At 61.9% G+C, this 19133-nt stretch carries 22 protein-coding genes; 13 read left to right on the top strand and 9 right to left on the bottom strand.

All coding sequences use genetic code 11. The annotated features are described in order from the left end of the window. Window positions 1-42 precede the first annotated feature (42 nt). Window positions 43-498: an RT0821/Lpp0805 family surface protein gene (locus ACT53S_RS04785; protein ID WP_476066106.1), complete on the bottom strand. Its 456-nt coding sequence runs from the start codon at window positions 496-498 to the stop codon at window positions 43-45. A 64-nt stretch (window positions 499-562) separates the two neighbouring features. Between ACT53S_RS04785 and pdxH the strand changes: the two genes are divergently transcribed. After that, on the top strand, window positions 563-1177 hold the full coding sequence (gene pdxH / locus ACT53S_RS04790) for a pyridoxamine 5'-phosphate oxidase (RefSeq protein ID WP_110789629.1): 615 nt from the start codon (window positions 563-565) through the stop codon (window positions 1175-1177). A gap of 22 nt (window positions 1178-1199) precedes the next feature. Here pdxH and ACT53S_RS04795 read toward each other — a convergent pair whose 3' ends face one another. Both ACT53S_RS04795 and ACT53S_RS04800 read right to left on the bottom strand, forming a co-directional pair. After that, window positions 1200-2246 (bottom strand): polysaccharide deacetylase family protein, encoded by a 1047-nt coding sequence (locus ACT53S_RS04795; protein ID WP_476066107.1) that lies wholly within the window; start codon window positions 2244-2246, stop codon window positions 1200-1202. Window positions 2247-2323: 77 nt separating this feature from the next. Beyond that, window positions 2324-3820, bottom strand: a complete 1497-nt coding sequence (locus ACT53S_RS04800; RefSeq protein ID WP_476066108.1) for an MFS transporter — start codon at window positions 3818-3820, stop codon at window positions 2324-2326. A gap of 77 nt (window positions 3821-3897) precedes the next feature. Between ACT53S_RS04800 and soxR the strand changes: the two genes are divergently transcribed. Both soxR and ACT53S_RS04810 read left to right on the top strand, forming a co-directional pair. Next, window positions 3898-4341 (top strand): redox-sensitive transcriptional activator SoxR, encoded by a 444-nt coding sequence (gene soxR, locus ACT53S_RS04805; protein WP_113375766.1) that lies wholly within the window; start codon window positions 3898-3900, stop codon window positions 4339-4341. A 247-nt stretch (window positions 4342-4588) separates the two neighbouring features. Next, the gene (locus ACT53S_RS04810) at window positions 4589-5926 is read left to right on the top strand and encodes a serine hydrolase (RefSeq protein ID WP_476066109.1); all 1338 of its coding nucleotides are present in this window, start codon (window positions 4589-4591) and stop codon (window positions 5924-5926) included. Window positions 5927-5960: 34 nt separating this feature from the next. On the opposite strand, the gene ACT53S_RS04815 is transcribed toward ACT53S_RS04810, so the two are convergent. The 5 genes from ACT53S_RS04815 to ACT53S_RS04835 all read right to left on the bottom strand — a co-directional run bounded on the left by ACT53S_RS04815 (window position 5961) and on the right by ACT53S_RS04835 (window position 8954). Further along, entirely contained in the window at window positions 5961-6359 is a 399-nt protein-coding gene (locus ACT53S_RS04815) for a type II toxin-antitoxin system VapC family toxin (RefSeq protein WP_476066110.1), read from the bottom strand. Beyond that, window positions 6356-6607: an AbrB/MazE/SpoVT family DNA-binding domain-containing protein gene (locus tag ACT53S_RS04820; RefSeq protein WP_142070340.1), complete on the bottom strand. Its 252-nt coding sequence runs from the start codon at window positions 6605-6607 to the stop codon at window positions 6356-6358. Before ACT53S_RS04820 ends, ACT53S_RS04815 begins: the two co-directional genes overlap by 4 nt. Window positions 6608-6743: 136 nt before the next feature. After that, complete coding sequence (locus ACT53S_RS04825; protein ID WP_476066111.1) at window positions 6744-6899, bottom strand: VOC family protein; 156 nt, start codon at window positions 6897-6899, stop codon at window positions 6744-6746. Further along, window positions 6896-8311, bottom strand: a complete 1416-nt coding sequence (gene tldD, locus ACT53S_RS04830; RefSeq protein ID WP_142070338.1) for a metalloprotease TldD — start codon at window positions 8309-8311, stop codon at window positions 6896-6898. Before tldD ends, ACT53S_RS04825 begins: the two co-directional genes overlap by 4 nt. Before the next feature lie 112 nt (window positions 8312-8423). Beyond that, window positions 8424-8954 carry an invasion associated locus B family protein gene (locus tag ACT53S_RS04835; protein ID WP_142070336.1) on the bottom strand — a complete coding sequence of 177 codons (531 nt, stop codon included), beginning with the start codon at window positions 8952-8954 and terminating at the stop codon, window positions 8424-8426. Between the two features lie 329 nt (window positions 8955-9283). On the opposite strand from ACT53S_RS04835, the gene coxB reads away from it, so the two are divergent. The 10 genes from coxB to ispH all read left to right on the top strand — a co-directional run bounded on the left by coxB (window position 9284) and on the right by ispH (window position 17335). Next, window positions 9284-10168: a cytochrome c oxidase subunit II gene (gene coxB, locus ACT53S_RS04840; protein ID WP_113375932.1), complete on the top strand. Its 885-nt coding sequence runs from the start codon at window positions 9284-9286 to the stop codon at window positions 10166-10168. 14 nt (window positions 10169-10182) lie between these two features. Next, window positions 10183-11850: a cytochrome c oxidase subunit I gene (gene ctaD / locus ACT53S_RS04845; protein WP_142070334.1), complete on the top strand. Its 1668-nt coding sequence runs from the start codon at window positions 10183-10185 to the stop codon at window positions 11848-11850. Window positions 11851-11940: 90 nt separating this feature from the next. After that, window positions 11941-12897, top strand: coding sequence for a heme o synthase (locus tag ACT53S_RS04850; protein ID WP_142070332.1), 957 nt, complete (start codon window positions 11941-11943; stop codon window positions 12895-12897). Beyond that, window positions 12897-13031, top strand: a complete 135-nt coding sequence (locus ACT53S_RS04855) for a hypothetical protein (protein WP_113375759.1) — start codon at window positions 12897-12899, stop codon at window positions 13029-13031. Before ACT53S_RS04850 ends, ACT53S_RS04855 begins: the two co-directional genes overlap by 1 nt. A gap of 44 nt (window positions 13032-13075) precedes the next feature. Further along, entirely contained in the window at window positions 13076-13669 is a 594-nt protein-coding gene (locus tag ACT53S_RS04860; protein WP_476066638.1) for a cytochrome c oxidase assembly protein, read from the top strand. 55 nt (window positions 13670-13724) lie between these two features. Then, entirely contained in the window at window positions 13725-14603 is an 879-nt protein-coding gene (locus ACT53S_RS04865; protein ID WP_113375758.1) for a cytochrome c oxidase subunit 3, read from the top strand. 157 nt (window positions 14604-14760) lie between these two features. Then, complete coding sequence (locus tag ACT53S_RS04870; protein ID WP_113375757.1) at window positions 14761-15144, top strand: DUF983 domain-containing protein; 384 nt, start codon at window positions 14761-14763, stop codon at window positions 15142-15144. Window positions 15145-15217: 73 nt separating this feature from the next. After that, window positions 15218-15889: an SURF1 family protein gene (locus tag ACT53S_RS04875; protein WP_476066639.1), complete on the top strand. Its 672-nt coding sequence runs from the start codon at window positions 15218-15220 to the stop codon at window positions 15887-15889. 71 nt (window positions 15890-15960) lie between these two features. Then, window positions 15961-16326: a DUF1304 domain-containing protein gene (locus ACT53S_RS04880; RefSeq protein WP_476066112.1), complete on the top strand. Its 366-nt coding sequence runs from the start codon at window positions 15961-15963 to the stop codon at window positions 16324-16326. 4 nt (window positions 16327-16330) lie between these two features. Then, complete coding sequence (gene ispH / locus ACT53S_RS04885; protein ID WP_476066113.1) at window positions 16331-17335, top strand: 4-hydroxy-3-methylbut-2-enyl diphosphate reductase; 1005 nt, start codon at window positions 16331-16333, stop codon at window positions 17333-17335. Between the two features lie 30 nt (window positions 17336-17365). Here the strand turns inward: ispH and ACT53S_RS04890 are convergent, their stop codons facing one another. Beyond that, window positions 17366-19069 (bottom strand): putative bifunctional diguanylate cyclase/phosphodiesterase, encoded by a 1704-nt coding sequence (locus tag ACT53S_RS04890; RefSeq protein WP_476066114.1) that lies wholly within the window; start codon window positions 19067-19069, stop codon window positions 17366-17368. Window positions 19070-19133 lie beyond the last annotated feature (64 nt).

A 19133-nucleotide genomic window follows, 5' to 3' on the forward strand; every position in this document is an offset into this window, starting at 1 on the left:
TTAAGCAAACCTTTCAAATGCGACCGGACATCAGGCCGCCGTTTACGAACGGCGATCGAAGCTCATAAGTTCCCAATTGCCAGTCCCCGACGTGCAAGTCTTGCCGGAGAAATAGGCGATACCCTCGTAGGAATGGCGGGTCGTGGAGAAGTTGCGGCAGATGAAGCCCTGGCCCTTCTCTTCCTGGATGGCGGTCACGACGCCGGCACTGCCCGTGGTGGCATTGGCCCAGGGCAGCGGTTTGCCGTCGGTCTTGTTGAGATCGGCGGAGGATACCGCACTTTGCACGGTGAGTTCGTCAGAGTGGCTGGAGGGATTGCCCTTCTTGGAGACGGTCGACGTCGAGATCGAACTGTCGACGCTGTCGGAGCCAAACAGGTCCATGCTGCCGCCGAAGCAGCCGCTGAGCGGAAGTGTCGCAGCGATGAGGAGGATCATCGAGGCTTTGCGCATGCAGCTACCCTTTGTACGCTCAACCGACTTTGCTATGTCTCTCAAGGGCCCTTCCATCCGGTGCTTCGCGCCGATGGCCAGTATGCAGATCAGGAGCAATTGAGACAATATGTCAGAAGTCGGGTTAACAACTGGTGACTTTACCGAGGAGAGCGAACCCTTCGCCCTGTTCGCCGCCTGGCTCAAGGATGCCGAGGCTTCGGAGATCAACGATCCCAATGCGGTAGCGCTGGCCACCGTGGATGCAGATGGTCTTCCGAACGTGCGGATGGTGCTTCTCAAGGGGTTCGATTCTCGCGGCTTCGTTTTCTACACGAATTTTGAGAGCCAAAAGGGACAGGAAATTCTCGGCCAGAAAAAGGCGGCAATGTGTTTTCATTGGAAATCACTCCGCCGCCAGATCCGCCTGCGGGGTGAGGTCGAGGTTGTTTCGGACGCGGAAGCCGACGAGTACTATCAGTCACGCCCGCTCGGCAGCCGCATCGGTGCCTGGGCCTCGAAACAGTCCCGCCCGCTCGAAGGCCGCTTCGCGCTGGAGAAGGCCGTTGCAGAATACACGGCCAAATATGCGCTCGGAAACGTGCCGCGTCCGCCTCATTGGTCTGGCTTTCGCATCATCCCGAAGTCGATCGAATTCTGGCACGACCGCAAGTTCCGCCTGCACGACCGCATCGAATTCCGCCGCGACGGCGATGGTTGGTCGAAGGTGCGCATGTATCCCTGATCGGAAGGCTGCGCTGTCGTTTTCAGCCGCGTCCGAGACGCCAGGGAATCCCCGATGCCAGGGCCCGGGCATAACGGGACTTCTGGTAGAGCCCGTTCAAGGAGACGCGGGGCAAAAGCTGCGGCGCATTGAGTGAGGCTGGCGACAAGGTCCCCGGGCGGGTCGTGACCGCGAGCGGGAAACCCGCCCATTCGGCATAACCTGCCGTGCGCGGCGTGGCACTGCGGGCATCTCCGTAGGGATAGGCAAAGGTCACCGGTCGCGCACCGGTGATGCCGGCGACATAGTCGGCACTGTCGTTGAGTTCGGCCAGAATCTCGGTATCCGTCATGGCGTCCAGGCCCCGGTGGCTCACGGTATGGGCGCCATAGGAGACCAGCGGATGCTGGCTCAGCGCCAGCAACTCATCGCGATCCATCACGGTTTCGGCCACCAGAGCATACGGATTGATGCCGGCTGCCTGGGCAGCGGCATCGAGCTGGGCGACGGACTTGGTCTCGTCGCCGGAAAACACCGCATGCGCCACCATGTCGAAGGCGGCCTGTTTGGCCCGGGTGGTGCTGCAGTCCACGTCGATGCGGCCGGCGGGCAGGCAGAGCGTCAGCCGTTTCTGCCTGGCAATTAGGGCCGCTGCCGTCTCCCACCACATGGTATGGCTTCGCTCAGACAAGCCTTTGCAGACAAAGATCGTGAAGGGGACCGCGTGGCGCTCGAAGACGGAAAGCGCATGCGCGGCATTGTCGCGAAATCCGTCATCCAGGGTGAAAACGACAAAGGGCTGGTCCGCAACCGGTCCGGCGAGTGCCGCGGGCACCTCGTCGAGCCGGATGAAGAGATACCCGGCGCGCTTGAGCGACACGATCGCCGCATCGAGGAACTCCGGCGTTATGTCGAGATGCCGGTTCGGCTGAAAAGCCTCGCCGTCGACCGGCCGCACGTGATGAAGCGTGAAGATCACCCCGTGCCCCCGTGCGGACTTCAACAGTCCCAGCCAGGAGAGCCAGAAGGAGACCTCCAGCCCGCCGGTAATCACCGCCCGTTTGATGCCGTGTCTGAGCCGTCCCGCCATCGTTCCTGCCTGGACCCCTTTTTACATTGCGGTCAACCTACCGGCGAAGTCCTTAAGCTTCACTCAATGCATTCGTCTCAATTCAAGCCAGGTTCCGAACCCCAGGGGGAGAGCGCCAACCTCACCGCTCGCCGCGCAAGAACGATAGCGGGAAGCGTCCAGAGGATGGGAACGGTAAAGGTTCCCGCCAGCGCGAGGCGCAACGTGTCGGGACCCAACATTTCGGCAAAGCCGAGACTGTTGGCGGTGAGACCGGCGAGAGCCGCGCCGATCGCATAACCGGCCGATTGCAGCGTGGGCAAAAGGCCAGAGGTCTTGTCGCGGTCCTCTGCCGAGCTTGCGGCCATCAACATCTGATTGAGATAGGACCAGCTCGATCCGAAAGCCGCCCCGACCAGCACCTGGCCGAGCACCAGAACCGGCAGGATGTGCAAGGCCATGCCGGCCGCGACCAGCATCATGCCGGCGCATTGCAGCACCGGCCCACCCTGGATGGCGCGCCTTCGCGCCCTTGCCGAACGGAGGTTGGCGATGACAACGGCAACCAAGCTCCAGCTCATCGCCATCACGGCACCGAGACCACCGGCGGCCGTCGGACCATAGCCGAAGACATGTTGGAGCCCGTAGACGATGTAGACCGCGCTGGTTGCCTGTGCCACCGGCATCAGCAGCACCACCCACAGACCCGTCCCGACGGTCGAACCCAGTCCAAAGGCGCCTTGCGGCATCAACCGATCACGAGACCCGCGATCCCGGGATGCGCTCAGGCCAACCAGAAGGATGCCGCCGAGGACTGTGAGTGCCGAAAGTCGGAGGTCGACGATCGATCCTGCGGACAACAGCAGCAGCATGCCGGCCGCGAGCAGGAGCAGTGGAGAAAGCGGCATCCGTCCGCCAGCGTCAGCAGAAGAATGTGGGGTTGCCGTCTTCAACACGAGCAGAAGGAAGATCAGCGCAAGCGGTATGTTCACCAGGAAGGCTGCACGCCAGGATAGGGTCTCGGTAATCCACCCTGCGGCAAAGGGACCGCCGAACGAAGCCACCGCCCAGACCATCGCTTCCGCACCGAACACCTTGGGCACCAGGCGCGCCGGATAGAGCGTCGGAATAAGCGCATAGCAGAGCGCAGCGACAATGCCTTCCCCGAGCCCCTGCGCCGTTCGGCCGAGCAGGACCAGCGGCATGGCAGGGGCAAGGGCTGCGACAAGCGTGCCGGCGAGGAACAACAGGGTTGCGGCCAGCATGACAAGCCTTGCCCCAAAGCGCCCCTTCAAGGCAGCCGCACTGGCGCCGGAGACGATCGAGCCGATGAGATAGAGCGACACCGTCCACGCGATCAGGTGGCCGCCGCCGATCTCGGCGATGGCACTCGGGAGGACCGTGGTGACGAGAAAGCCGTTGAACGCAAAGAGCGCAACACCCATGCACAGCATCACGGTGGTGGTCGCATGGCGTGGCGTCAACAGCTCGATCCACCGACCGTGGAGCATCGTATCGGCCGTCTCCCGGCCCGAAACTGATGGTACGTGACCGGATGGGACGGCATCGACAGAAATGGCTTTGGTATTCGGCATGGAGCATCCTTGCAGAGAGGGTCTTTGTCGGGTCGGGCTTGGATGCTACAACCTCAACTTAAGTTGAGGTAAAGCCCATGTCGAAAGAAATCTCCCTGCTGAGTGTTGGCGACGTCGCACGCCGCAGCGGCCTTGCCGTTTCAGCGATCCATTTCTACGAGCGCAAAGGCCTGATTGCGGCAGATCGCACCGGCGGCAACCAGCGACGTTACGGCCGCGATGTCCTGCGACGTCTCGCGCTGATCCGCGCCGCCCAGGAGGTGGGATTGCCGCTCTCGGAAGTGGCTGAAGCGCTACAAGCCTTGCCGGCCGGGCGCACTCCGACGCCGGCTGATTGGCGCCGCATCGCGACCGGCTGGGCCGAGCGACTGGATGCGCGCATCCGTTTGCTTCAGCGTCTGCGCCATGATCTCGATGGCTGCATCGGCTGCGGCTGCCTGTCGATGAAGCGCTGCAATCTGGTCAATCCGGCGGATGCCTTGGCGAAGGAGGGAACGGGTGGGGTCGCCTTGCGCAAGTAAGCTTGCGGAAGGATTGGGCCGATAGGGGAGGGAGGCAGAGATCCGGCGCTTTGGTAGAACTTGCTCGCAGAGTTAACCGGTTGCTAACCATGGTTGGGTGACCTTCTGTGGATCATTGGTTGCATTTGATCCTGCTCGGCTGATTGTCGCCCCATTCTTGCCCTAAGCGCAGCACCCGGGACGGCGCGTCGAGAGAATCATGCAAGCCTGATCCATCATCGAAATCCAGGCGGCATTTGGAGTTTTCATGAAGAAGTTGTTGATCGCGTTTTCGTTTTGCGTGGCGATCCTGTCTCTCTCGACCTCGGCTGAAGCCGGAAGCGCCCAGCTTCTCCTTGATGCGCGCACCGGCGAGGTCTTGGCCTCCGAAAACCCGGATGAGCTGAACCATCCGGCCTCGCTCACCAAGATGATGACCATCTACATGGTCCTTGATGCGATCCACGCCGGCAACCTTTCCTGGGACAGCCCCGTTCCCTTCTCCAAATACGCCTCCGCCCGCCCGCCGACCAAGCTTCGCGTCAAGGCGGGAGACTCGATTACGGTCAAGGAAGCCGTGCTGGCCATGATCGTGCTGTCGGCCAATGACGTGGCGACTGCCGTCGGCGAGAAGATCGGCGGTTCGGAAGAGGGCTTTGCCGCCCTGATGACTCGCAAGGCGCGCTCGCTCGGCATGCTCAACACCACCTTCTTCAATGCCTCCGGCCTGCCGCACGACCAGCAGTTCACCACCGCGCGCGATATGTCGACCCTCGGCGTCGCCCTGATCCGCGACTTCCCCAAGGACTACGAGCTCTTTGCTACCAAGAGCTTCGCCTTCCGCGGCCGCACGATCAACGGCCACAACAATCTGATGTATCGCTACAAGGGCATGGACGGCATCAAGACCGGCTATACAAATGCGTCGGGCTTCAACCTCGTCAGCGCCGTCGAGAGCAATGGCCGCCGCGTGATCGGCGTGGTCATGGGCGGCCGCACGGCCGCAAGTCGCGACAGGCTGATGGAAAAGCTGATCGACGCGAACATCAAGAAGGCCTCCACCGGAACGCAGCTCGTGGCGAGCCGCACGACCGGCGTGCAGATGGACCTCGCGCGGCTGGGCGACGCCATCCCGGTTCCGGCCTCGCGCCAGAGCGCGGTGGCCGCCGTCCAGGGCATGGCCGGCGCCACGGGCGTCGGGACGACCGAGGTCGCCGCCGCCTATGCCGAGGGGGATCTCGCTCCGGCACAGGAGCCGCTCACGGCAGCCATCCCGCGCGCCAGCGTTGGTGCAGGCAAGGTTGCGGCCACTCAGGGCGCGCAGCAAGCCTCTGCGACCTCGACCACGGGCGAGCGCAAGTGGCAGATCCAGATCGCCGCCGCGACCTCTGCCCAAGCCGCCATGGAGCTTCTCTCGGACGCCCGCGACAAGGTCGGCGGTCCCTTGAAGAGCCTCGACACCTATACCGAGATGGTCACGCGCAACGGCACCACCTTCTACCGCGCCCGCTTCACCGGCTTCGAAACCAAGGAAGAGGCCCGCACCGCCTGCGACAAGCTGGTCCGCCAGCGCTACGACTGCGTGCTGATGCCAGCGCGGGGGTGAAAATCGGGACTTCAGCAGTTAGTTGATCGACAGGTCACGACGGGATGTCCGCAAGCTCCCCGACCTTCGTCAGGAGTGCGACAGCATTCTTGTCAAACGAATAAAACATTTCGCCACCAAGCCATTTGCCCTCGTGGGCTATGATACCGTCAGCGAAATCGCCACCAGCCTCCATCATGGCCAGCCCCGCTTCCACCGCGGGGCGGTTCATTGCAACATTCTGCGTTTCCAAGAGGTCGCGGATCGACTGTGCCACTTGGCTCACAGAGAGCTTTGCACCGCGACTGAGCACCCAGACGAATTCGCAGAGACAGGGCAAAGAGATCGCGATCAGCGAGGCTTCTGACATGATCCTGGCCGCAGCAGGCCCCTGAACAGGGTCGTCCTGGAGAACAGCGCGGATCAAGACATTCGTGTCGACTGAAATGTTCATTGATCGCCGGCCCAGCCGCTCGCTGCAATCTCGTTGATCTCCTCAAGGGTCAGTGGCTTCTCTACTTTGCCGGCATGGCGGCCGATAAAAGACGAGATGCTACCCGTTGGGCGCTCAGCCCGAACACGCAATTCACCCCCCGGTAATTTCTCCAGTGCGATCCGCTCTCCCGGTTTGATGCCGAGATGCTGCAGCAACTCACGCTTAAGCGTGACCTGGCCCTTCTGGGTGACGGTGAGCGATGTCATGGGGGTTTCTCCTTGCTGATAGAGTAATGGAAATTTCCATTCATGCAAGGTGCGGCCTCACTCTCCCGGGCGACCTAAAGTTTTGCCGAGATCAAAAACCCCGATCTGCAGATCGAGCCTCGGCCGGTAAGGTTGTTCAATCGGCGCATTGCGCCTTACCAAGCGTCAGGTCGCTGAAGCCTTCCTCGGGCCGTTCATAAGCAACCTCGAAGCCAACAAGATCGCAGTAGAAGGCCCGGCTCCTGCGCCAGTCGCTGACGCCCAGCTCCGGCACCAGCGCATTGCCGATCAAGCCTTGGTCCCGCCCACGGTGATCTGGTCCATCCTCAGATGCGGCTGGCCGACGCCGACGGGGACCCACTGGCCCGCCTTGCCGCAGTTGCCAATCCCGGTGTCGAGCTTGGTATCGTTGCCGATCATGGTGATCCGCTTCATGGCGTCCGGCCCGTTGCCGATCAGCATCGCACCCTTGACCGGCGCGCCTATCTTGCCGTTCTCGATCAGATAGGCTTCGGTGCAGCCGAAGACGAACTTGCCCGAGGTGATGTCCACCTGACCGCCGCCGAAGGAGACGGCATAGATGCCCTTCTTGACGGAGGCGATGATCTCTTCCGGCGTCTTGTCGCCCGAGAGCATGTAGGTATTGGTCATGCGCGGCATCGGCTGGTGAGCATAACCCTGGCGTCGGCCATTCCCCGTCGCCTTCATGCCCATCAGTCGGGCATTCTGGCGGTCCTGCATGTAGCCGACCAGCTTTCCGTTCTCGATCAGCACGTTATAGGCCGATGGTGTGCCCTCGTCGTCGATGGTGATCGAGCCGCGCCGGTCGTTGATCGTGCCGTCGTCGACGACGGTCACGCCGGGAGCGGCCACCATTTCGCCCATCAGTCCGGCAAAGGCCGAGGTTTTCTTGCGGTTGAAGTCGCCTTCCAGTCCGTGGCCGACGGCTTCGTGCAGCATGACGCCCGGCCAGCCATTGCCGAGTACGATATCCATCGTGCCGGCTGGCGCTTCCTGCGCCTCCAGGTTCACCAGCGCCTGACGGAGCGCCTCGTCCGCCCCGCGCTGCCAGCTTTCGGTGGTCAGGAAGTCGTTGAAGCCCATACGACCGCCGGTTCCGAAAGAGCCGCTTTCCTGCCGGTCTCCCTGTCCCGTCACGACGGAGATGTTGATCCGAGTCATCGGTCTGATGTCGCGGACGCGGTGCCCGTCGGCGCGCAGGATCTCGACCACCTGCCAGCTTGCGCCCACAGTCGCCGTAACTTGCCGCACCTTCGGGTCCTTGTCGCGCAGATAGGCGTCGATCTCCGACAGCAGCTTCACCTTCTCCTCGAAGGTTGGCGAGCCGATCGGGTTGCCGTCGCCGTAAAGCTTGGAATTCGTCCGCTGCGGCGCGGCCGCATAGGAGCCGGAATGTCCGTGGGTGACGGCGCCGACAGCATCGGCCGCGCGGGAGAGGGCAGAGAGCGACAGTTCGCCGGCATGGGCATAACCCACCGCTTCGCCCGCAACCGCCCGAAGGCCGAACCCTTGGTCGGTGTTGAACGAGCCCCCCTTCAGGCGGCCGTTGTCGAACGTCAGCGATTCCGCCTGGGCATGTTCGACGAACAGCTCCCCGTCGTCAGCGCCCTTCAGGGCGTCTGCCACGCGCCGCGTCAGGGTGGCATCGTCGCAGTCGAAGAGGGAGAGAAGGTCCTGGGTCATGCATGTCTCCTTGGGCGCATTGACCAAGCATGTAGGCGCCCAAAGAAAAAGGGGCAAGCCCGCCGGACTTGCCCTCAATCTGGAATGTCATCACGATAAGGCGACCGCGCGCTCAAGGCAGCGTGTCGTAACCCTCGCCAAAGCCGGCGAGCTCGATCGGAATGCCGACGCGGTCCTGATCGGCGGATTCGCGCAGCGCAAAGACAGCGGCCTTGCCGGCGCGCAGGATTTTCATCAGCTCCTCGTCGATCTCGACCTCGACATAGCAGCCCTCGGAGAAGCAGCGGGTAAAATAGGCGCGGCCGATGTTGTTGCCGTCGACGAAGAGCTCCATCCCGTCCTTGAGCAGTACGCCGAGCGGCGCGAGGATGCGCAGGATCCGTGCCTTGCGGTCGGCCGTCTTCAACACGACCACAGAGAGACCAACCTCCGGCCGGTCTTCCGCAATCACGTTCTGCATCAGCGCGCATTGTTCGGCGGTGGCGCCTGCCGGCTTGTCGCAGATCACCGACCAGGCGCCGTGATTGGAGCGCACCGAACCCGGCTGCTGCTGCGTTTGCTGGCTCTGCGCCGGGGCCGCAAGCGTGCCGAAAAGCACAGCCGATGCGGCAAGGCCAGACCAGACACGTCTCGAAAGACCCATGAATACCTCTGGAAAACGAATCATCCCGCACATTCTTGTCGTTCGGGTGGGGAAATGGAAAGCCCCGACGCCTGTTTTACGGTCGACTGCGGCATAATTGGGACTGGCTGCGCGCCTCTGGCGGGCATTCGAGGCGGCCGGCGCAGCCGGTTGGGGAAAAGCCTGTGAAGGAAGGCGCCTGGCAATTGATCAAGCGCAAAAATGCCGCACCGGCTTTCGCCTCAGCGTATTGCGAATGCGGCCGATCTGTGATTTTAAACGGCGACACTAGCATGATTTTTGCGCTATGGTTTGATGTGGATCAAGCGCTTGTGGGAGACCAGACCGTGATGAAGAGAACCTATGCAGCCTTGACCGCTCTGGTCTGTCTGCTTTTCGCTTCTGCCAGCTTCGCAGACCAGCCGAAGCCCTGGCAGATGGGTATGCAGGAAGCCGCGACGTCTATCATGGAGAAGAATCGCTGGTTCGAGCAATACACCCTGTGGTTCATCGTTCCGATTACCATCTTTGTTCTGATCCTTCTCATTCTCGTCGTGGTTAAGTTCCGCGCATCGGCCAATCCGGTGCCGTCGAAGACCAGCCACAACACGGCAATCGAGATCGTCTGGACGGTCGCTCCGGTTCTGATCCTCTTCGCCATCGCGATCCCCTCCTTCAACCTGCTGACCTATCAGCTGAAGATGCCGGAAAACCCGGATCTGACGGTGAAGGCCACCGCCACACAGTGGCTCTGGTCCTACGAATATCAGGGTGAGCAGGCCGTCTCCTTCGATAGCTACATGCTGAAGGAAACCGACCGAGCCGCCGCCGGCAAGGAAGACGTCGCGCGTTACCCGCGCCTCCTCGCCGTCGACAACGAAGTGGTCGTTCCCGTCGGCAAGACGGTCCGAATGCTCGTCACCGCTGCTCCGACCGACGTCATCCACGCCTTCGCCATGCCCGCCTTTGGCATCAAGATCGACGCGATCCCGGGTCGCCTCAACGAGACCTGGTTCAAGGCGGATCGCGAAGGTCTGTACTACGGCCAGTGTTCGGAATTGTGCGGCAAGGATCACTCCTTCATGCCGATCGCCATCCGTGTCGTGTCCGAAGAGCAGTATGCGACCTGGCTCGCGGCGGCTGCATCTGATCTTGCTGGCGCAAACAAGGCGCTGATGGCTGCTGTCGACGGGGCTCCGGCCGCCGTCCAGAGCGCTGAAAACATCACGAACTGAGAGGAGTGAGGACAATGGCCGGCTCTGTTGCCCACGACGAACACGCGCACGATGCGCATCACGACCATAAGCCGGGCTTTGCTGCTCGCTGGTTGTTTTCGACCAACCACAAGGACATCGGTACGCTCTACCTGATCTTCGCGATCATCGCGGGTATCATTGGTGGTGCTCTGTCGGTTGCCATGCGTGCCGAGCTCCAGGAGCCCGGCATCCAGATCTTCCATGGCCTGGCCTCTATGGTCTACGGCGCCGAAGGCGATTCCGCCATCGATGCCGGCAAGCACATGTACAATGTCTTCACCACGGCGCACGCGCTCATCATGATCTTCTTCATGGTCATGCCGGCGCTGATCGGCGGTTTCGCCAACTGGATGATCCCGATCATGATCGGCGCTCCGGACATGGCTTTCCCGCGCCTCAACAACATCTCCTTCTGGCTGATCGTCCCGGCGTTCCTGCTGCTCGTCCTCTCGATGTTCGTCGAAGGTCCGGCGGGTGCCCACGGCGTCGGCGGTGGCTGGACCATGTATCCGCCACTTGCGACATCCGGCCAGCCGGGACCTGCCGTTGACCTTGCGATCTTCGCGCTCCACGTTTCCGGTGCGTCCTCGATCCTCGGTGCGATCAACTTCATCACCACCATTCTCAACATGCGTGCGCCGGGCATGACCCTGCACAAGATGCCGCTGTTCGCCTGGGCCGTTCTGGTCACGGCCTTCCTGCTGCTCCTGTCGCTCCCGGTTCTCGCCGGCGGCATCACCATGCTGCTGACCGACCGCAACTTCGGCACGACCTTCTTCGCGCCGGAAGGCGGCGGTGACCCGATCCTCTACCAGCACCTGTTCTGGTTCTTCGGTCACCCGGAAGTCTACATTCTGATCCTGCCCGGCTTCGGCATCATCAGCCACATCGTCTCGACCTTCTCGAAGAAGCCGGTCTTCGGCTACCTCGGTATGGCCTACGCCATGGTTGGCATCGGCGCCGTCGGCTTCGTCGTGTGGGCACACCACATGTACACGGTCGGCCTGTCGCTCGCCGCCCAGCGCTACTTCCTCTTCGCAACCATGGTCATCGCGGTGCCGACCGGCATCAAGATCTTCTCCTGGATCGCGACGATGTGGGGCGGCTCGCTCACCTTCAAGACCCCGATGGTCTGGGCAATCGGCTTCATCTTCCTGTTCACCGTCGGTGGCGTCACGGGCGTCCAGCTCGCCAATGCCGGCCTCGACCGCTCGCTGCATGACACCTACTACGTCGTGGCTCACTTCCACTACGTTCTGTCGCTCGGCGCCGTCTTCGCCATCTTCGCCGGCTGGTACTACTGGTTCCCGAAGATGACCGGCTACATGTACTCCGAGTTCGTCGGCAAGCTGCACTTCTGGATCATGTTCATCGGCGTCAACCTGGTGTTCTTCCCGCAGCACTTCCTCGGTCTCGCTGGCATGCCGCGCCGCTACATCGACTATCCGGATGCTTATGCCGGCTGGAACTATGTTTCGTCGATCGGCTCCTACATCTCGGCCTTCGCGGTTCTCGTCTTCCTCTACGGCGTCTTCGAAGCCTTCGCCAAGAAGCGCGTCGCCGGTGACAACCCCTGGGGTGAAGGTGCAACCACGCTGGAATGGCAGCTGTCTTCGCCGCCGCCGTACCACCAGTGGGAACAGCTGCCGAAGATCAAGTAAGCGGATCTTCGCATCCAACAGACGATCGGGCGTCGCAGTCATCAAGATTGCGGCGCCCGAAAGACCACACGGAAGACGGAAAGCAACAGAATGACAGTCATCGACAATCGCGACGTATTCGGCATCGAGGGCGAAGTCCGCCTGTCCGAAGCCGGCCCGCGCGATTTCTTCGCGCTTCTGAAGCCGCGCGTCATGTCGCTCGTCGTCTTCACGGCACTGGCCGGTCTCGTCCTGGCCCCGGGCTCGATCCATCCGGTCATTGGCTTTATCGCTATCCTATGTATCGCCGTCGGGGCAGGGGCGTCCGGCGCGCTCAACATGTGGTACGACGCCGATATCGACGCAGTGATGTCGCGCACGGCTACCCGCCCGGTTCCGGCTGGCCGCGTCACCCCGCACGAAGCGCTGGCCTTCGGTCTCGTGCTCTCGGTGTTCTCGGTCGCCATCCTCGGTCTTGCGGTCAATTGGTTCGCAGCCGGCCTGCTGGCCTTCACCATCTTTTTCTACGCCGTCGTCTACACGATGTGGCTCAAGCGCTCGACCCCGCAGAACATCGTCATCGGCGGTGCGGCCGGCGCTTTCCCGCCCATGGTCGGCTGGGCCTGCGTGACGGGTGGCGTCTCCCTCGACAGCTTCATCCTGTTCATGATCATCTTCCTCTGGACGCCGGCACATTTCTGGGCACTGGCGCTGTTTAAGATGAAGGACTACGGCGCCGTCGGCGTTCCGATGATGCCCAACGTCGCCGGCATCCCCTCGACCAAGCGTCAGATCGCGCTCTATGCCGTGCTGACCGCCATCACAGGCGTGCTTCCGACCGTTACCGGCCTGTCCTCGATCGGTTACGGCATTGTCGCTGCTCTTCTCGGCGCCATCTTCATCCACTGTTCCATCGCCGTCTGGCGCATGGCAGACGGCGATGAGAAGATGGTGCCGGCCAAGAAGCTCTTCGGCTATTCGATCTTCTATCTCTTCGCGATTTTCTCGGCTCTCATGGTCGATCTCTATGTCGCGCCTGCCATCCTGTCTCTCGGAGGTGCCGCCTGATGGAAACCATCCAGCTTAACGAGGTTCAGAAGAAGTCGCGCCGCGGTCGCAACATCGCCCTCGGCGTCGTTCTCGCGCTGCTCGTCGCGATTTTCTACGCTGTGACGATCATCAAGATCAGCAATATGGGCTGACGGAGATAGCCATGGCCGAGGCACCGATTAACCACACGCCGAAAATGCCCGAACGCAGCGCGACCCGCCGCGATTTTGGCGTTGCCGCTGCCTGTGTCGTCTTCGTCGGTGCCATGGTCGGCATGAGCTTCGCCGCCGTTCCCCTCTACCAGATGTTCTGCAAGGTGACTGGCTACGGCGGCACCACGCAGCGTGTCGAACAGATGTCCGACGTTGTTCTCGACAAGACCATCAACGTGACCTTCGACGCCAACGTGTCGAGCGGTCTGAACTGGGACTTCAAGCCGGTCGACAAGAAGGTCACGCCGAAGATCGGCGAGACCGTTGAAATTCGCTATGTCGCGACGAACAACTCGTCGACGCCCGTGACCGGGGAGGCCGTCTTCAACGTCTCTCCGGGCGAAGCCGGTGCCTACTTCAACAAGGTCCAGTGCTTCTGCTTCACCAAGACCACGTTGCAGCCGGGCGAGACGCTGGAAATGCCTGTTGTGTTCTTTGTCGATCCCGCCATCGTCGATGCGGAAGAGACCAAGGACATCGGAACGATTACCCTTTCCTACACCTTCTATCCGCGCGAAGACGACAAGCCGGTAGCAGCGCTGAACGTGGATAAGGGCAAGATACAGCCGAAACTGTGAGAGGGGTCCGGTAAGACGGGTCTCGTAATGAAATTGACATTCGGGGATTGCTGAAATGGCCGAAGCGCACCAGAAGAACCACGACTACCACATTATCGATCCCAGCCCCTGGCCGATCCTGGCCTCGATCGGCGCCTTCGTCCTGACCTTCGGTGGCGTCGGTTACATGCGCTATCTGAACGGCGGTTCCTTCAAGCTGTTCGGTCTGGAGCTTGCCCATCCGTGGCTGTTCTACATCGGTCTTGCCATCGTGCTCTTCACGATGTTCGCCTGGTGGGCGGATACGATCAAGGAAGCGCATTCCGGCGCCCACACGCGCGTTGTCTCGCTGCACCTTCGCTACGGCATGATCATGTTCATCGCTTCGGAAGTGATGTTCTTCGTCGCCTGGTTCTGGGCCTTCTTCGACGCCAGCCTCTTCGCGAATGAAGCCATCCAGGCAAGCCGCGTCGAGTTCACCGGTGGCACTTGGCCGCCGAAGGGCATCGAGGTCGTCGACCCCTGGCACCTGCCGCTCTACAACACCGTGATCCTGCTGCTCTCCGGCACCTGTGTCACCTGGGCTCACCATGCTCTGCTGCACAACGATCGTAAGGGTGTGGTCTCCGGCTTGGTCTTGACCGTCCTGCTCGGTATCCTGTTCTCGGCGGTCCAGGCCTACGAGTACATGCACTCGCCGTTCGACTTCAAGAATTCGATCTATGGCGCGACCTTCTTCATGGCGACCGGTTTCCACGGCTTCCACGTTCTGGTCGGCACGATCTTCCTGATCGTTTGCCTGTTCCGTGCGCTTGCCGGCCACTTCACCCCGAAGCAGCACTTCGGCTTCGAAGCTGCTGCCTGGTACTGGCATTTCGTTGACGTTGTCTGGCTCTTCCTCTTCTTCGCCATCTACATCTGGGGCGATTGGGGCGCGCCGCTGCACGCCGGCTGAATGCGGCCGAAAGGATAGAAGGGCGGCGCAAGCCGCCCTTTTTCATTTCAACTTCCTTCCTGCGGCACTGCCTGCGACCCTGTGGGGACTGGGAGGGAACACCGACCTGCTCTAAGGGTTGGCCAGACGGCTGGAATGTCCCAAAGGAGGGATTGTTATGACCGACGACAACGCACAATACGCACCCGTCGACCCGATGAAGGCCGCGCTTTCCGCTTCCTGCCCGCGCTGCGGGAATGGCAAGCTGTTCGATGGCCTGACCAAACCGAAGAAACGGTGTGCCTCCTGCGGGCTCGATTATTCCTTCATCGACGCGGGCGATGGCCCGGCGATCTTCGTCATCCTGCTCGCCGACCTTCTGGTCGTCGGGTTTGCCGTCTGGGTCGAACTCACCTACCAGCCTTCGGTGTGGCTGCACATTCTGGTCTTCGCTCCCCTCGGTGTCGCGTTGACGCTCTGGCTGATGCGTACGCTGAAGGCTCTGCTGATCGCGCTGCAATACCGCAACAACGCCGCCCCCGGGGTCATCGACCGTGGTTGAGCAGACCGAGGTCGTCAAAAAGTCGGGCCGCGGCTGGCGCTTCTGGGCCGGTCTCGTGCTGGTTCCGCTCGCCATGGCCATCTTGCTGTCGCTCGGCACCTGGCAGGTCAACCGTCTGCATTGGAAGGAAAGCCTGCTCGCTGCGATCGACGAACGCAGCCATGCCCCGGCCGTCGACGTCTCGGATATCGCGGTGCGTCTGGCGGCCGGCGAGGAGATCGACTACCGCCACGCCACCACAAGCGGTCGCTTCCTGCACGACAAGGAGCGCCACTTCCTCGCGACCTTTGACGGCCAGTCCGGCTTCTATCTCTACACGCCGCTCGAACTGGCGGATGGCAAGTACCTCTTCGTCAACAGGGGCTTCGTGCCTTACGACCGCAAGGAACCGAAGACGCGCCCGGAAAGCCTGGTTGAGGGGCAGCAGACGATCACCGGTCTGGCCCGTACGAAGCTGAACGAGAAGCCGTCATCGCTGGTCCCTGATAACGACGAAGGCGCCAACATCTTCTACTGGAAAGACCTGACCCGCATGGCGGCCTCCACTGGCCTGCCGGAAGACCGCGTCCTGCCCTTCTTCCTCGATGCGGATGCGACACCGGTACCGGGCGGCCTGCCGAAAGGCGGGGTCACGCAAGTCGATCTGCCCAACAGCCACCTGCAATATGCCATCACCTGGTACGGGCTTGCCTTTGCGCTGGCGGCGGTCACCATCGCCGGGTTCTTCCGTCGCAAAACGCCGTAGAGGCGCCGCGCGAATTCGGCTAAACACGCTCCAAGTGTAGCCGCAATCGCCGCTGCCTCAGGGGGAATCGTATGTCTTATTTCGCCTCGACACTGGTAGCGCTGGTCGCACTCGAGCACATCTACATTCTGGTCCTGGAGATGTTTCTCTGGACCACGCCGACCGGCCGCCGTGCTTTCGGCCTCAAGCCGGAGCAGGCTGAATCCACGAAGGTCATGGCTGCCAACCAGGGTCTCTACAACGGCTTTCTCGCCGCCGGCCTGATCTGGGGCCTGCTGCATCCCGATCTTGGCTTCGGCTATCAAATTCAGTTGTTTTTCCTTGGCTGTGTGCTGGTCGCGGGCCTATATGGGGGTGCAACGGCCTCGCGGAAGATCTTCGTCATCCAGGCGCTTCCTGCGGCCATCGCCATCCTCGCTGTCCTGATTGCCGGCTGACCCTATGAACATTCACATGAACCGCCCCCCACTGACGATCAGGCTTTGCGGCCCGCGCGGCTTCTGCGCCGGTGTTGACCGCGCCATCCAGATCGTCGTTCTGGCGCTCAAGCGCTACGGGGCGCCGGTTTATGTCCGCCATGAAATCGTTCACAACCGGTATGTTGTCGAAGGCCTGGAAGCCAAGGGCGCGATCTTCGTTGAGGAGCTTGACGAGATCCCCGCCGAGCATCGCCAGCAGCCGGTCGTATTCTCGGCGCACGGCGTGCCGAAATCGGTGCCCGAGGACGCGACAAGCAGAAACCTCTTCTATCTCGATGCCACCTGTCCGCTGGTCTCGAAGGTTCACAAGCAGGCGATGCGCCACCAGCGGCTGGGACGTCATGTGATCCTGATTGGCCATGCCGGCCATCCGGAAGTGATCGGCACGATGGGGCAGCTTCCGGAAGGCTCGGTTTCGCTGGTCGAGACCGTCGAGGATGCAGCTGCCTATCAGCCGGCCGACCCCGACAATCTTGGTTACGTTACGCAGACCACGCTCTCGGTGGATGACACCGCCGGTGTCATCGCCAAGCTTTCTGAACGTTTCCCCAATCTCACCGCGCCCTCGGCTGACAGCATATGCTATGCCACCACCAACCGGCAGGAAGCGGTGAAGGCGGCAGCCCCCGGCTGTGACCTTTTCATCGTCGTCGGTGCGCCCAACTCGTCGAACTCCAAGCGTCTCGTCGAAGTCGCGCTGAGGGCAGGGGCCACCCGATCTCTTCTCGTCCAGCGCGCCTCCGAGATCGACTGGGATGATGTCGGCGAAATCGGCACGCTCGGCATCTCCGCCGGCGCGTCCGCCCCGGAAGTCATCGTCGATGAAATCATCGAGGCGTTCCGCGAGCGTTTCGACGCCAAAGTCGAGCTTGCGATCACGGCGGAAGAGAACGAGCACTTCCTCGTTAACCGCGAACTGCGCGACGTGGAATTGACGCGCGCGGACATGGCTTGGGTGAACGGTTAGGTCGTGGTGTCGACCTAAGCCTTCTGGACGTCAGAGGGCTCGTGCTGCGCGCAGACCGCCCGGTGTCTGGACCTGACGGAAGAAGTTGAGCGCATCCTGCGCCGGCATCGGTCGACCATAGAGATAACCCTGGCCTTGCACGCATCCCATGGCCAGCAGGACCGCCGCCTGTGCTTCCGTCTCTATTCCCTCGGCGACGGTCACAAGTCCCATCTCCCGGCTCATCGCCACGAGCGCCCGCGTGATGGCGGCGTCGGAGGCCGAGGTCTGGATGTCGCGGATGAAGCCTCGGTCGATCTTGAGCGTGGTCAGCGGATAGCGCTGGAGCGAAGAGAGCGAGGCATAACCCGTCCCGAAATCGTCGAAGGCGACACCGACGCCGATGTCACGGATGCATTTGAGCGTCTGCAGGCTCGACTCGTCGTCGTTGAGTGTGACCTCTTCGGTGACTTCGAGCTCCAGCCACGATGGCGCGATACCATGCCGCTGCACCGCCTCCATGACCCGGTCGCGCAAATGAGGCGAGCGGAACTGTTGTGCGAAGAGATTGACCGCCACCTTGCAGCCTTCTCCCCGCCCGTTCAGTTTGGCAGCCATCCGGCAGGCCTCGTTTAGGGTCCACCAGCCAATCTCGGTTGCGAGCGCGCTCTGCTCCAGGGAGGGTAGGAAACGGCCCGGCAGAAGCAGCCCGTGCAGCGGATGGTTCCAGCGGATGAGCGCCTCGAAGCCGATAACCCGGCGGGAGGAAAGCTCCACCTGCGGCTGATAATAGAGTTCCAGCTCCCCCTGACGCATGGCGCGGCGCAAGTCGTCCCGCATGTCGCGTTTGGCTTGGCTTTCGCTGCGCATCGAGGGTTCGAAGAAGCGATAGCCGCGCCCTCCGGCGGCCTTGGCGCGGTAAAGCGCAAAGTCCGCTGACGCCAGAAGCTCGTCGCCGTCTTCGCCATGCAGGGGTGCAATGGCAATCCCGATGCTCACTCCCAGTTCCAGCTCCAGTCCACCCAGGCTGAACGGTTTGCGAAAGGCATCAAGGATCGCGGAGGCTTCCTTCTGTGCCATGAGCGGGTCCCCGCTGTCTGCGTAGAGCACGGCAAATTCGTCCCCGCCGAGACGACCGACCGTAGCGCGGTCGCCAAGCAGATAGGGGATACGAACCGCAACCGCCTGCAACAGGCTGTCGCCCACGACATGGCCATGCGCGTCGTTGACCTCCTTGAAGCCGTCGAGATCCATCAGGAAGAGGCTGCAGCGCGCTCCGGCGGCGAGTTTCTGCGCCAGAAGTGTCGTGAACTCGTGCCGGTTCGGCAGGCCCGTCAACGTGTCGTGAGAGGCAAGCCGCATCAGTTTGGCATCTCTCTCGCGCCGCTCCGAAATGTCCTTGATGGCGGCACCGGCCCAGAAGCCGCTTTCGGTCTTCCAAGTCGATAGAGTGATCTCGATCGGAAACTCGCTTCCGTCGCTCTTCAACGCCGAAACTTCCACCGCTTTGCCGCCAAGGCCCGGTTTGGCGCCGGCCGCAACATTTGCCATGCCGGCGCTATGGGCCCCGCGCATGCGCTCGGGGATGATGATGGTGATCGGCTGGCCTTTGATGTCGTCGAAGTCGTAGCCGAACATGCAGCAGAACGCGGGATTGGCGAACTGTATATGTCCCTCACCGTCGACGACGATGAGCGCAAGGTTCATCGCCGCGGCGAAATCATGCGCCATGCGGACGCTGGAAACGGGATCCATCACGCCACTCCGGTTGTTTTGAAAGTGGAGACTAAATCAACAATATTAGTGATGGGTAAAGCTT

The sequence above is a fragment of the Allorhizobium sp. DMC15 genome (assembly GCF_056314065.1).